Here is a 13060-nt window from a genome sequence, read left to right on the forward strand (position 1 = left end):
GCCTGTGGACATAGTTAGGGAACAGTTTTTTCAACGAGTCGAACAACATTTACATACTATTTATCAAGGGGTTGAGTTACCTATGTCGGTAGCTGAGTTGGCTGAAGAATTAATCACCTTGATACTAGGTAATAACCCACTTCGCGATCCCACGCCGCACACTAATCGCTGGGATGAACAAGATATTGTTTTAATTGCCTATGGCGATTCTATTATAAATCATGAAGACAGTGAGTTAGCAGTTGGAACTCCCCTAGAGGCGCCGTTAAAAACCTTGCATCGCTTTATAAAAGAGCAGTGCGATCACCAGCTTAATGCACTGCATATTTTACCTTTTTATCCGTACAGCTCAGATGAAGGATTTGCGGTAATGAACTATGCGCAAGTTAATGAAGCGCTGGGCGATTGGCAAGACATTAACGCGATTGCAAAAGATGTAAAGTTAATGGCTGATTTAGTGATTAATCATTGTTCTAGCCGAAGCCTTTGGTTTGAAAACTTTTTAACCGATACTCACCCAGGGAAAGACTACTTTAAAACAGCCAGTTTAACTGATGATTTAAGCCAAGTAGTGCGCCCACGAACCTCGCCATTATTACATACGGTAGCCACAGCAAGCGGTGATAAGCATGTATGGTGTACATTTAGTCATGATCAGGTGGATTTTAATTTTGAAAACCCTGAGGTTTTAAAAGAGTTTGTTGGCATTATTCGCCACTATTTAGATAACGGTATTCGCCTATTTCGCCTTGATGCTGTGGCCTTTTTATGGAAAAAACTCAACACCAGTTGTATAAACTTGCCACAAACCCATGAAGTGGTGCGTTTACTGCGAACGCTGATTGAGCATGCTGAGCCCAGAGTGGTGATTATTACCGAAACCAATATTCCTAATCAAGAAAACCTATCTTACTTTGGTAATGCCAACGAAGCCCATGCAATTTATAACTTTGCTTTGCCGCCGTTGTTATTGCACACTTTACTTAGTGGTGATAGTACCGCGCTTAAGCACTGGATGATGAGCATGCCGCCAGCGCAAAACGGTACCGCATATTTTAATTTTATAGCCTCTCATGATGGCATTGGTTTGAGGCCAATTGAAGGCTTATTACAACCGAGTGAAGTTGCTTCGTTAGTAAGTACGACCATGCAATTTGGGGGTCGTGTTTCAATGCGCACCAGTCACGATGGTACACATACCCCCTATGAGCTAAATATTGCCTTGTTTGATGCCTTACAAGGTACGCATAATGGCGCAGATAAATATGGGCTTGAGCGTTTTTTGTGTGCCCATGCCATTATGTTTGCTATGGAAGGAATACCGGGGCTATACATACATAGTTTACTTGGCACAACTAATGACTATGAGCGCTTTGAAAATTCGCAGCACAATCGCGCAATTAATCGTCATCGCTGGCAAGAATCAAAATTATTAGCGGCTATTGAAGAAAAATACAGCCACCATTACCAGGTGTTCAAGGGAATAAAACAGTTATTATCAGTGCGTAAAAGGCAAGCTGCATTCCATCCTAATGCTACACAATTTACTTTGCACTTAGGAGAGGGGTTATTTGGTTTTTGGCGACAAAGTATAGACCGCCAACAAAGTATTTTTTGTGTTTATAATATTAGCAGTCAGCCACAAAGCTTAACCTTAGCCGACTTAAACTTAATAAATACCCAGCAATGGGTTGAGCTAATTTCTAAAACAACACTTGATGAATCCCAACAAACCATGCTGTTAGAACCCTATCAAACGCTTTGGTTATCCAATAAGGCATAGGGACATTTATTATGGTAGGCAAAATGCGTTCAGAGTTTTAAATAAGGGAATAGTACTGTAAAGGGGCTTTACAGTGCTACTTCTCAAGCGCTAACAGTAAATTCTCTATAGTAAATTCATGCCAGTCAGCGCGTGTTTTACTAAATTGCATAAAGTCTATTTCAGCTAGTCCTGTTTTATTTATCGCGTTGTATAACGGGATGTTCGCAGCGTTAAGCGGATAAAAAATATCAGCTGGACGATGAAGCAAGGGGCTATGTTTTGGTTGAGTATGGTTGTCGAACAAATTAACTAGGGCATAAGCGCCTAACAACACATGGCCTCCAATAGATACATCAAGCTCTGAACCATTATTAGGTGGAGCCTCCCAGTTAATACCACCCACAATAACTTGCGATTGCTTGTTTAGTTGCTTTAATGCCCTTTTTGCGCCAAACGCAATGGCGTCATTCGCACACCATATAATGTTAATTTCTGGGGCTTGCTGCATATACGCTAAGGTTTTTCTAAAACCTTCTTGCTCAGACCAATTGGCAACCTCTTTAGCGATTAACGTAACTTGCGGTGTTTGCGTTAAAAAGTCCATTAACCCTTGGGTACGCATAATAGAAGCAGGCGTTGCATAATCGCCTAATAACGCTAGGGTATGTGCTTGTGTTGTTGTTTTTTTAGAAAACGTATTATAAAGCTCTTGCATTAATAATCTGCCTGCAACGCGATTATTTGGGGTAATACTACCGACTATATTAGTGCCATTTTTGCGTAACTTATCAACTGACGCAGGCGAGGGGCGATTTAATAAAAAGTAAATAGGGACATGTTTACTGTCTATTTTAGAGAGGTACTTACTGGTAACATTTTTTTCGTTTACGAGGATCAGATAATCGGGCTTATCATTTATAGCCTGCTGAATAAGCTCTTTCATTAAAATATGATTTCGGTTTGCGTATTTTATCGTTAATGTAACATCTAAATCAGTGGCTGCATTTTGCATGATTTTAGAAACATCAAACCAAAAGTTTCCGGTGCTGTTCTGTGCATTTTCAGTGTTAGAAAAACCAGGGTTAATAAATATGACTTCTAGGGCATAAGCACTATAACTACCCAACAGAAGGCAGGTAAACGTTAGCAGGCGGTATAATTTAAACAAGGACATACATTTCTCTATAAACTTTTCAAAGCTCAATTTTATCCTTGCTAAAGTGCTCCTTGGTGACATCTAGGCGTTATGCTATATAATACCCCACTAAGTTTAGCATGTATGCAGCAATTATTTTTTAGGATGTATTAATGAAAGCAGTTTTGTTGTTAATGGTATTAATATTTAGCCAAACAGTTGCCGCTAATGAAATGAGCGACTTAGAAAAGACCATGAAAAACATTGGGCTTGCTTATAAACAAAGTGTTGAAGCAACCCAGTTAGCAGAATTTAATGGCGCTATCGATGAGTTTATTGAATTGATAGAGCAAAGTAAGCAAGCCAAATTTTATAAAGAAGCCGAAAAGTCGGTGCAGGGGCTAGATAAGGTACTTACTCAAGCTCAGTTAGCCAAAAAAGCAGCGAACGAGCAGGGGCTTGAGGCGGCAAAAAAACCACTTAAAGCAATTGATAATTTACGCAAAAAATATCACAAATTACATGAGCCTCCAGGCTTTTTTGAATTATTGTTTGGAAAATAAGGATTAGTAATGGAAATTTCGGTTTCAATGTTAGACGGTCAAAAATTAAGTGCTAAGTTTGGTGAGCATGAAGTTATAAGCGATCAAAGCATAAACGCTGGTGGTGATGCAGAACATCCAGAACCGTTTGACTATTTTTTAGTAAGCATGGTGTTGTGTGCTGGTTTTTATGCGCGTAAATTTTGTCAGCAAAGAGAGATCTCGACCGAGGGGATGACACTGACACAAAATAACGAAAATGTAGATGAAAACGGTCAGAAGCTTTTTTCAATCGAAATTGGCTTGCCAGAAGGTTTCCCAGATAAATATAAAAAAGCGCTGATTGCTGCGGTGAATACATGTACCGTGAAAAAGGTTATTCAAGCAGTGCCTGAGTTTTCTGTTGTAGTTAAATAAACAGACCCTAATAATAATGCCGAGTATAAACTCGGCATTATTTTATCTTGCTACTTTTTCTTCATACCCTGCACAGCTTTAAATCTAGGGTTATCTTTACATATCACGAATACTCGCCCTTTGCGCTTTACAATTTGACAACCTGGTCGTTGTTTTGCACTTTTTAATGAACTTAAAACTTTCATTTGCTTTCCTTTTTAGCTGTAGAGAGGTTTTTAAACCGACGATTAAATTGCGCAACGCGTCCATCAGTAGCGAGCGTTTTTTGTTTGCCTGTATAAAATGGATGTGAGTCACTTGAGACATCAATAGGAACATAAGGGTATGTTTTACCCTCAATTTCTATAGTGCGATTGGTTTTAATGGTTGAACCAATAATAAAGTAAGAATCAGCTGCAGTATCATGAAAAGCAACCACATGGTAATCAGGGTGAATATTGGGCTTCATAAAATGTCTTTAGTGTTATGTGATAGTATATCATTTAATTTAACGTATTTATTTTCCCTTTGCAAATCATTTTAAATAGCCTTAAACGCAGTGTAATTGCTTTGTATTTGCACAAAATAGTCAAAAAATAAGCACTTAGATCAAAAGTACTGGCTATTAGTATTTAGGCTGCTATAACTAGACTCAGCGAACAAAATAATAAGAATTTAATAACGTTAATAGAGGTAGTTTTATGAGTGACGCTCAGGCACAACAAGACCAAATCGACCAAGGAGTCATGGATACTCTCAGAGAGCGTGACCACAGTATATTGGCTAAACAAGTTGATTCGTTAGGGTGTTCTCATAACGACATCATTGAATTACTTGCTCATTATTTAGCATTAAGCGAACAAGAAGATGATGAATTATTTGACGATTGGTTTGACGCGCTTTCAAAAGAACAACACACCGTATTAAAAGTATTTGAAGTTTATCGTGGGCAGTACGAGCACCAGAACTAATCCGTTTGGTTGTAATAGCCATTTTATTTAAGATGATGCCGGCTAATTTAATGTTAACAAAAGTGTGTGTTTTTATCCCTAAGCAAAATAAATAATCACACTTTTTAATACAATAGTATGTACTTTTTCTCTTGATGATTTTTCATCTAACTAATTGATGTATAAAGCTTTGCAATGAGTTAAACTTATTTATATAAACAGTAGCCCTCACTATGTTTAATAAATATACTACTTTTATTGGGTGAACAAAGAAAAGGATCATTCTAATGCCGCACTTAAATGAAATACGCAAAAGAAACAACGTCAAAATAATTGGCAAGGGTGATAAAACCTTGGTTTTGGCTCACGGATTTGGTTGTGACCAAAATATGTGGCGGTTTGTTACTCCAGTGCTTGAGCAACATTTTACTTTAGTGCTGTTTGATTATGTAGGCTCTGGTAAGTCTGATATTTCTCAATACAACAAAAAGCGTTATTCGACCCTTGATGGCTATGCCAAAGATGTACTTGAGATATGTGGCGCACTTGCTCTAAGCGATGTGACTTTTATAGGTCACTCTGTTAGCGCAACAATTGGGGCGCTTGCCGCCATTGAGCAGCCAGAGTTATTTACTCAGCTTGTTATGGTTTGTCCTTCACCGTGCTTTTTAAATTTACCCCCTGATTATTTTGGCGGGTTTGAAAAACAAGACTTGCATGAGCTACTTAACCTGATGGATAAAAATTACATTGGCTGGGCCAATTATTTAGCACCTTTAGTTATGGGTAGTTCTCACCCTGATGAATTTATAGCCGAGTTATCGGGGAGCTTTTGTTCAACCGATCCACTGATTGCAAAAACCTTTGCAGAAGCCACTTTTTTATCTGATTATCGCGCGACGCTTAAACATATAAAACAGCCGTCATTAGTTTTACAAAGTGAACATGATGCTTTAGCCGCGCCATCTGTAGGCGAATTTGTCGCAAATGAAATACCTAACGCTACGCTCCAAGTTATAAGCGCACATGGTCATTGTATTCATATGACTCACCCAGAAACAGTCGGCCGTTCGATTATTGACTTTGTGAGTTAACCTTAATGCCACTGCATCAATTAGATGATAATAGAGTTACAGATTACTCTGCTGATTACTTTTTAAGTGGCGCATTGGTGACCAATGCGGATAACGTAATTGTTTATGTAAATACTTATTTTAAAAAGGAACTACACTGGCATTGCAATGAACTTATTGGCAAGTATATTGACAAAATCCTAACTAAATCTTCAAAAATATTTTTACAAAGTTATGTGCTTCCTACCTTAATACACGAAAAAAAATGCCAAGAAATGCAGTTAATTATGCTCAGTGCTCAGGGGGAGCGAATGGCGGTTACCGTTAATGCTCAGCTTGACGAAAAGGGGTTTATATACTGGAGCTTTTTTAATGCTACGCAGCGAGATAAACTCTACGATGAGTTGATAAAAACACGGGAAAAGCTAGAAGCACAAACTGAGCGCTTGCAATCTTTAGCGTCTACCGATGAGCTAACATCGCTATTAAACAGGCGTGAAATGGATTACCGCAGTGTTTTATTACTCGAACAAGCAAAAAGAACACACCGCTCAGTTGCACTATTAGTGATTGATATTGATGATTTTAAACAGATCAACGATACATATGGTCATTTAGAGGGCGATAGGGTGCTAAAAGAACTAGGCCAATGTCTTAAAAAAATAAGCAGACAAACTGATTTAGTTGCACGCTATGGTGGGGAAGAGTTTTTAATTATGCTGCCCGACACCCATAGTGCAGATACCTTAATATTTTGCCAAAGACTACACCAATTAATTGCTGAAATAAAAGTGGGCAGTGAAGGGCTAACAGTCAGTGTAGGTGCATGTATGAGTGATAGTAACAGCACGTTTACAGAGCTGTTTAAGCATGCTGATAACGCTGTTTATCAGGCTAAGGCAAACGGCAAAAACACCACTTACATGCATTCTTAATTCATGTTACTAGGGTCTGTTGACCTTTGCGTATTAAAATTTGTTCAAACTAGGAGCGGTTTAATCGCGACGCGAGATTTGTAACCTAGTGGGCTAAGTAAAAACCGAGCAACAAAGAGTAAATTGCCCCTAGGCAGAACCCTTCGGGCAGCCCCTGTTTGGCATTGATGCTGCGTTATCGCTTATTTATGGGGAATAACCACACTACATAGGCTCTGCCTTGCCTAAATACCAAACAGACTGCTGCAAATATAACCTTGAAAGGTCAACAGACCCTATTCAAGTGATTAAGCAACAATGTTGTTTGGCTCTTTTTACAGGCAGTGCTTGCTTAACCCTTAATTATGGCAACGAGCAGTTATTTTTAGCCAATGGAGATGCCAGCGAGACTTCAGGTTGCCAAATTCGCTGCCAAATATTACCGGCATTACTAAAACTAGGGCGCTGAGAGAGTCGCTCAAAACTACCCACTTTAATACCCGAGTCAGCTTGCTCACCTACCACAAAGTTAAATACATATTGGCATTCCATACCCATTCTTAAATCTGACAAAATCACGTTATCGGTTTGCTGGCGAATAGAATAAAACCCTTTTGTAAACCATTGTAGCCTTTGTATGCCCCATTGGTTGTCAATAGGCTTAATTAAAGACGGTGTTGTATTGTAGGCATTTAAGGTTACATCACTGGGCGAGTCAAACACGGAGGCGTAACCCTCGTAGTAGTGACCGTCAGACATCACTACTACACGCCAAAGTAAAGTAGTGAGCGGGGCAGGCGTACTAATATAGCCGGTTGCGTCAATATCGCGATTGTTCAGTGCTGTTTTTACCTTGTCGTCAATATTGAGTTTAAACACAAAGGCAAGGCATAAATACGCTGTGCTTAGGCTAAGTGTAATTGCATTGATTTTATAGGCTTTACTTGTGCTTATTTTAGGTAATAAAGTAAAAGCTAAACCAATTAATAACGGTAAGGTGTAAAGGGGGTCAATAATAAACATGCTGGATACCCCAAAAGGGTATTCACTTAAGGGCCACATTAGCTGAGTACCATAAACGGTGAGTGAATCTAATAAAGCATGTGTTGATAAGCACAAAAAAACTAACCAAAACCAACGAGCTTTATAAGCCTGCATGCCTGTGTGTATTTTTAATATTAGCCACACAATCAGCGGGCTTATTAATAAATGCACAAATAAAGAATGGCTAAAACCGCGATGATAGGTAAATGCCTCTACACTGCCGCCATAGGGTAAAAATACATCTAGATCGGGTAAAGTGCCTAAAATAGCGCCCCACGCAACGGCTTTTCTACCTACTTTATTGCCTAGTACCGCGTAGCCTACGGCACTGCCTAATGCGACTTGTGTTAAAGAATCCATACTACCTCATCCAAATAATGCAACTGCAGTGTTTATACTCAGCTTAATCTTAAAACCGTCAATAATGTAAATTATTTCATTAAGTTGCTCTTTAAACTCAATTTAAAAGCGATTTATAAACTTAGTCGCGGTTGTATAAAATCTAAAAATGCAACGATACGGGAAGAAACCGCCCCATTTTTGTAATAAACGCCATAAATAGATTCTCGATTATTTGGGCTACTCACGCTGTGGGGTAAAACTTCTATTAATCGTTTTTTGGCTAAATCTTCTGCAATCATAAATTGTGAGAGAAGTGCTATGCCTTGATCAGCAATACATAAATGCCTAATGGTTTCGCCGCTGCTAGCCCTTAAATCAAAGTGCAGTGATTGCTCATGCTTCAAGGGCCATTGATTAAGAGTATTGGGCTCACTGAAGCCAATTAGGTTATGGTTTTTAAGATCTAAAACTTGCTGTAACGGTGGCGCATTTTTTAAATAATCAGCGCTTGCGACCAATTTTAATTTACTTTGGCCTAATTTTCTCGCATGCAGGTTTGAATCTTTTAAGTCTCCAATGCGAATAGCTAAATCTGTTTTGCGCTCAAGTAAATCAATAATATTGTCGTGTGAGGTAATATCGAGCGTGATTTGCTGGTATTGCTTTTTAAATTCATTAACTAGTGGCGCTAGTTGATGTAAAACAAAAGGGCTTGCTGCATCTATACGCAAGTGCCCGCTAGGTGCTTGCTTAAGTAGCTTTATTGTTTCTTCCCCTAAGAGCAGCGTGTTTAAAGCCTTTCGCGCATATTCTATGTATATATGCCCTTCCTCGGTCAGTTCTAAGCGCCGAGTTGTTCTGTTTAGTAATGTGCAGTTTAGCCTGTTTTCGAGGCGAGATAGCGCTCTTGAAACCTTAGCTACATTTAAATCAAGTAAACTAGCCGCACCGGAAAAACTGCCACAATCAACAATGGTAATAAACATTTCTAGATCTTCAGTTTTAGCTTGAACAGGCATAAATTCACTCATTTATATTTGCAAAATAAACAAAAGTATTTTGCCATTTATGCTATTTATTGCAAAGGAGTTTTTACACACACTATGCATCTATATTAAAAATGAGGATGTATTTATGCCATTGGCTTTATGGGCGCTTACCTTAAGCGCATTTGCAATTGGAACAACCGAGTTTGTTATAGTGGGTTTAGTGCCAACTATTGCAAACGATTTAGGCGTGAGCTTACCATCAGCAGGCTTACTAGTGAGCTTATATGCAGTTGGTGTAGCTATTGGCGCACCGGTACTCACTGCATTAACGGGTCGCTGGAACCGAAAAGTGGTACTTATAAGTCTTATGGGCTTATTTGTTATGGGTAATTTATTAGCTTGGCAAGCGCCGAGTTACGAAACACTAATACTGGCACGTATACTAACAGGCTTAGCTCACGGTGTATTTTTCTCTATTGGCTCAATGATAGCAACAAGCTTAGTAAGTAAAGACAAAGAGGCGAGCGCTATCGCAATTATGTTTACCGGCCTTACGGTAGCGCTTGTAACGGGTGTGCCATTAGGAACATGGATTGGCCAGCACTTTGGCTGGCGTGCAACGTTTTTAGTGGTTTCGGCATTAGGTTTAATTGCGCTAATTGGCAGCGCTATTTTAGTACCAAAAAACTTAAAGCAGTCTATTCCGGCGACGTTTAAAGAGCAGCTACAGGTTATTGTTAAGCCGCGCTTATTGCTCGTTTATTTAATGACTATATTAGGCTACGGCGGAACGTTCACCGCGTTTACTTATTTAGCGCCTATATTAGAGCAGCAAACTGGCTTTGCACCATCCGCTATTGGTTTAATAATGCTGGTTTATGGTGTGTCGGTAGCTGTTGGTAATATATGGGGCGGAAAATTAGCCGACAAGCGAGGCCCAATTAGTGCACTGAGTATTATATTTAGCGCGTTAACAATTATTTTATTGGCTTTCACCTTTACTATGGAATCAAAAGTAGCCGCAGTGCTGACTATTTTAATATGGGGGGCATTTGCATTTGGTAATGTACCAGGATTGCAGCTTTATGTAGTAAAACAGGCAAAAAAGCACACTCCTAATGCGGTAGATGTAGCATCGGGCTTAAACATCGCGGCGTTTAACATTGGAATAGCCTTAGGCTCTGTTACAGGGGGGCTTGTAGTCGAGCATATGGAACTAAAAGATACCGCATGGATTGGGGCCGTTGTTTCATTACTGGCTTTAATAGTCACTCGATACAGTGGCAGGCTAGATAAACATAATGTTCAGGCTAAATAAAGCCGAACTCATATAGGTTAGTCTTGAAATAAAAATTAATGACCTCAGTATTCACATGAGGTCAAAATTTTAAATCAAAAAAAGTAATAGGTGTATTTAGTAAACGCGTCGTTTGAATTTTAAACCTATTATTAAACAAGGATAAAGCTATGACACAACGTGTAATTGAAATGCCAGATTTAGGTATGGGTACTTTTCGTTTAGAAGGTAAAACAGCTTATGAATCTGTAAAAATGGCGTTAGAAGTTGGATTTCGCCACATTGATACCGCGCAAATATATGGCAATGAAGAGCAAGTTGGCCAAGCAATTAAAGACAGCAATATTCCTCGTGAAGAATTATTTATAACCACCAAAGTATGGAATAACAAGCTCAACAAAGCTGACTTTGTTGACAGTGTTAAAACATCTTTAGAGAAGCTACAGCTTGATTATGTCGACTTATTGTTAATTCATTGGCCAGCACCGGTAAATAATGAACCCATGAGTGAATATTTAACCGAGCTGCTATTAACAAAAAAGCTGGGATTAACTAAACATATTGGTGTATCTAACTTCACCATTGCCAACTTAAATGAGGCAATGCAAACCTTAGATCCTCGCGAAATATTCACTAATCAAATTGAGGTACATCCATATTTAACCAACACTAAACTGCGCGCTTTTTGCGATCAACATAAAATTCATGTTACCGCCTATATGCCATTTGTTGTGGGTAAGGTATTAACAGATCAAACCATTATTGATATTGCTAACAAGCACGATGCAACGCCAGCGCAAGTGGTTATTGCATGGGAAAATGCCAATGGCATGACCACCATTCCATCATCGACTAAGCGTAAAAACTTAGAAGATAACTTTAACGACAAAGTTAAACTTGATGATGAAGATATAGCGCGAATTGATGGCCTTGATTGCAACGACCGCCAAGCAACGCCCGACTTTGCACCACAGTGGGATCAATAACCAAAAAGCCAGAACCAAAACAGGTGCAGTTGAGCTGCACCTTTATTTTTTAAACAAGGAACACCCATGTTAACGGTAATTGCTACACTATCGAGTGAAAATAGCGATGCAGAGCGTCTATTAACCGAGCTCGAAAACTTACAACAGTCCTCGCGCCAAGAAGTAGGCTGCCTGCGTTACGAGCTATCAGTTAAAAACGATGCTGAGCAAACTAGCTATTTAGTGAGTGAGCAATGGGCGTCTAATGAGCATTTTGAAGCCCATAAAAACGCACCACACTTTAAAGCGTTTGGTGATGCAGTAGGTGAATTTATTACCTCTATTAATATTGATGTGTATAAAACTATCGGTTAAATGACTCTCAGTTAATAGCAAAGCAGGAGCTGTAACTTACAGCTCTTTTTTTGAAATATCATCTCCAAATACCCCCTTCAAATATCATCCTTTCTCCGCTGTTCTTTTAAACCCAAAGCCGTTTATAAAGGCGATTTCATAATAGTTATCTTTAATAAGACACTGCTGTTTGCATCGGTAGTACAGGGTTGCCTGATATTACTGATTACACCCTTTTTGGTATAATTTTGCATAATCATAAACAGGTTAGGAGATAACTAGTTGTTTACAAATATTCTTTGATGGTTAATATAAATACAAAAGGAATGTATGGACATTTGACGGTTTATAAACCGATAGATGTCGTAGACTAAATTGTTATGTTCTACGGAGGAAAAATGATTAATATTGGTAGAAATGGCATCCAAATAGATCAAGAGCCAAACAGTTGTCCTGTTTGCAATCATTTAGTATCTCCAAACAGAACTGAGATATTTAAAGAAATTAATACAGAGAATTCGAATTGGAGTCGATATTTAGAGGGACTATACGAATGTCCATCACTTAAATGTGGGCATCTGTTTCTTGCTCACTTTGAGAGAAAGTCTAAAAGTAAAGGTGCAAGAGATGGCTATTTTACTTATACGCATTCGACACCTAATCTCTTTAAAACAGTTGAGTTTGATGAAAGAATAGCCACTATATCCCCAAGTTTTGTTGAAATATTCAACCAATCAACAAATGCAGAGCAAGCTGGGTTGAGTGAAGTTTGTGGTATGGGCTATCGAAAAGCACTTGAGTTCCTGATAAAAGATTACTGTGTATCATCACAAACTGATGATGCTGAAAAGATCAGGAAAATGATGTTGATGCAATGCATTAATCAATATATCACTGACATAAATGTCAAAGAATGTGCCACTCGTGCAGTTTGGTTGGGCAACGATGAAACACACTATCAACGCAAGTGGAAAGACAAAGATATTGGTGATCTTAAACTGTTGATCAACTTAGTAATTCACTGGGTCGTTAGCAGCCTAATGACTCAAGAGTATATGCAGTCGATGCAACGAACATAAAAAACGCATCAAAAATCGCCCTACGGGCTGGGCTTCGCTGACGCTCCGCCTTTTATGTGAGCGTTATAACAAAATTAACAAGACACCCATTTTTAATTTTGTACCTTCTATGTTTCAAACTAGATTTTGTTCAGTGCAGATAGGAAATTAACACATTAACAGGACTCCCATCTTTAATTTTAAGACAGAAGCAGAATGGTGGAAAATGAAGATTA

15 protein-coding genes are annotated in these 13060 nt (G+C 38.8%); 10 read left to right on the forward strand and 5 right to left on the reverse strand.

Features of this window, described 5'->3' with window-relative positions; genetic code table 11:
- Positions 1-4: 4 nt before the first annotated feature.
- Positions 5-1783 carry an alpha-amylase family glycosyl hydrolase gene (locus tag PUND_RS17490; RefSeq protein WP_041709399.1) on the forward strand — a complete coding sequence of 593 codons (1779 nt, stop codon included), beginning with the start codon at positions 5-7 and terminating at the stop codon, positions 1781-1783.
- A gap of 76 nt (positions 1784-1859) precedes the next feature.
- Here PUND_RS17490 and PUND_RS17495 read toward each other — a convergent pair whose 3' ends face one another.
- Positions 1860-2939 carry an ABC transporter substrate-binding protein gene (locus PUND_RS17495; protein WP_010388981.1) on the reverse strand — a complete coding sequence of 360 codons (1080 nt, stop codon included), beginning with the start codon at positions 2937-2939 and terminating at the stop codon, positions 1860-1862.
- A gap of 134 nt (positions 2940-3073) precedes the next feature.
- On the opposite strand from PUND_RS17495, the gene PUND_RS17500 reads away from it, so the two are divergent.
- Positions 3074-3463 (forward strand): cytochrome b562, encoded by a 390-nt coding sequence (locus PUND_RS17500; RefSeq protein WP_008463840.1) that lies wholly within the window; start codon positions 3074-3076, stop codon positions 3461-3463.
- Between the two features lie 9 nt (positions 3464-3472).
- Positions 3473-3859 carry an OsmC family protein gene (locus PUND_RS17505; RefSeq protein ID WP_010388980.1) on the forward strand — a complete coding sequence of 129 codons (387 nt, stop codon included), beginning with the start codon at positions 3473-3475 and terminating at the stop codon, positions 3857-3859.
- A 50-nt stretch (positions 3860-3909) separates the two neighbouring features.
- Here PUND_RS17505 and ykgO read toward each other — a convergent pair whose 3' ends face one another.
- Positions 3910-4044: a type B 50S ribosomal protein L36 gene (ykgO, locus tag PUND_RS17510; RefSeq protein WP_004586489.1), complete on the reverse strand. Its 135-nt coding sequence runs from the start codon at positions 4042-4044 to the stop codon at positions 3910-3912.
- A complete protein-coding gene (locus tag PUND_RS17515) occupies positions 4041-4307 on the reverse strand; it encodes a type B 50S ribosomal protein L31 (protein ID WP_008463845.1) in 267 nt (88 codons plus the stop codon). Before PUND_RS17515 ends, ykgO begins: the two co-directional genes overlap by 4 nt.
- Positions 4308-4539: 232 nt before the next feature.
- Here PUND_RS17515 and PUND_RS17520 point away from each other — a divergent pair, with 232 nt between their 5' ends.
- From PUND_RS17520 to PUND_RS17530, 3 genes are all read left to right on the forward strand, one after another.
- On the forward strand, positions 4540-4809 hold the full coding sequence (locus tag PUND_RS17520; protein WP_010388978.1) for a hypothetical protein: 270 nt from the start codon (positions 4540-4542) through the stop codon (positions 4807-4809).
- 266 nt (positions 4810-5075) lie between these two features.
- Positions 5076-5882 carry an alpha/beta fold hydrolase gene (locus PUND_RS17525; protein ID WP_010388977.1) on the forward strand — a complete coding sequence of 269 codons (807 nt, stop codon included), beginning with the start codon at positions 5076-5078 and terminating at the stop codon, positions 5880-5882.
- Positions 5883-5887: 5 nt separating this feature from the next.
- Entirely contained in the window at positions 5888-6796 is a 909-nt protein-coding gene (locus tag PUND_RS17530; protein ID WP_010388976.1) for a GGDEF domain-containing protein, read from the forward strand.
- Positions 6797-7138: 342 nt separating this feature from the next.
- Here the strand turns inward: PUND_RS17530 and PUND_RS17535 are convergent, their stop codons facing one another.
- Positions 7139-8179, reverse strand: coding sequence for a metal-dependent hydrolase (locus PUND_RS17535; protein ID WP_010388975.1), 1041 nt, complete (start codon positions 8177-8179; stop codon positions 7139-7141).
- A 113-nt stretch (positions 8180-8292) separates the two neighbouring features.
- A complete protein-coding gene (locus PUND_RS17540; protein ID WP_010388974.1) occupies positions 8293-9180 on the reverse strand; it encodes a LysR family transcriptional regulator in 888 nt (295 codons plus the stop codon).
- 115 nt (positions 9181-9295) lie between these two features.
- Here PUND_RS17540 and PUND_RS17545 point away from each other — a divergent pair, with 115 nt between their 5' ends.
- From PUND_RS17545 to PUND_RS17560, 4 genes are all read left to right on the forward strand, one after another.
- Positions 9296-10468, forward strand: coding sequence for an MFS transporter (locus tag PUND_RS17545; protein ID WP_010388973.1), 1173 nt, complete (start codon positions 9296-9298; stop codon positions 10466-10468).
- 149 nt (positions 10469-10617) lie between these two features.
- Positions 10618-11433: a 2,5-didehydrogluconate reductase DkgB gene (gene dkgB, locus PUND_RS17550; protein ID WP_010388971.1), complete on the forward strand. Its 816-nt coding sequence runs from the start codon at positions 10618-10620 to the stop codon at positions 11431-11433.
- 66 nt (positions 11434-11499) lie between these two features.
- Positions 11500-11787, forward strand: coding sequence for a putative quinol monooxygenase (locus PUND_RS17555; protein WP_010388969.1), 288 nt, complete (start codon positions 11500-11502; stop codon positions 11785-11787).
- A gap of 377 nt (positions 11788-12164) precedes the next feature.
- Positions 12165-12845: a DUF4145 domain-containing protein gene (locus PUND_RS17560; RefSeq protein WP_010388967.1), complete on the forward strand. Its 681-nt coding sequence runs from the start codon at positions 12165-12167 to the stop codon at positions 12843-12845.
- Positions 12846-13060 lie beyond the last annotated feature (215 nt).

This window comes from Pseudoalteromonas undina (genome assembly GCF_000238275.3).
Lineage (GTDB): Bacteria > Pseudomonadota > Gammaproteobacteria > Enterobacterales > Alteromonadaceae > Pseudoalteromonas > Pseudoalteromonas undina.

Bases quoted from the DNA above. Each gene is read 5' to 3' on its own strand.
- PUND_RS17495 (WP_010388981.1), bottom strand. From the start codon at position 2,939: ATGTCCTTGTTTAAATTATACCGCCTGCTAACGTTTACCTGCCTTCTG.
- PUND_RS17500 (WP_008463840.1), top strand. From the start codon at position 3,074: ATGAAAGCAGTTTTGTTGTTAATGGTATTAATATTTAGCCAAACAGTT.
- PUND_RS17505 (WP_010388980.1), top strand. From the start codon at position 3,473: ATGGAAATTTCGGTTTCAATGTTAGACGGTCAAAAATTAAGTGCTAAG.
- ykgO (WP_004586489.1), bottom strand. From the start codon at position 4,044: ATGAAAGTTTTAAGTTCATTAAAAAGTGCAAAACAACGACCAGGTTGT.
- PUND_RS17515 (WP_008463845.1), bottom strand. From the start codon at position 4,307: ATGAAGCCCAATATTCACCCTGATTACCATGTGGTTGCTTTTCATGAT.
- PUND_RS17520 (WP_010388978.1), top strand. From the start codon at position 4,540: ATGAGTGACGCTCAGGCACAACAAGACCAAATCGACCAAGGAGTCATG.
- PUND_RS17525 (WP_010388977.1), top strand. From the start codon at position 5,076: ATGCCGCACTTAAATGAAATACGCAAAAGAAACAACGTCAAAATAATT.
- PUND_RS17530 (WP_010388976.1), top strand. From the start codon at position 5,888: ATGCCACTGCATCAATTAGATGATAATAGAGTTACAGATTACTCTGCT.
- PUND_RS17535 (WP_010388975.1), bottom strand. From the start codon at position 8,179: ATGGATTCTTTAACACAAGTCGCATTAGGCAGTGCCGTAGGCTACGCG.
- PUND_RS17540 (WP_010388974.1), bottom strand. From the start codon at position 9,180: ATGCCTGTTCAAGCTAAAACTGAAGATCTAGAAATGTTTATTACCATT.
- PUND_RS17545 (WP_010388973.1), top strand. From the start codon at position 9,296: ATGCCATTGGCTTTATGGGCGCTTACCTTAAGCGCATTTGCAATTGGA.
- dkgB (WP_010388971.1), top strand. From the start codon at position 10,618: ATGACACAACGTGTAATTGAAATGCCAGATTTAGGTATGGGTACTTTT.
- PUND_RS17555 (WP_010388969.1), top strand. From the start codon at position 11,500: ATGTTAACGGTAATTGCTACACTATCGAGTGAAAATAGCGATGCAGAG.
- PUND_RS17560 (WP_010388967.1), top strand. From the start codon at position 12,165: ATGATTAATATTGGTAGAAATGGCATCCAAATAGATCAAGAGCCAAAC.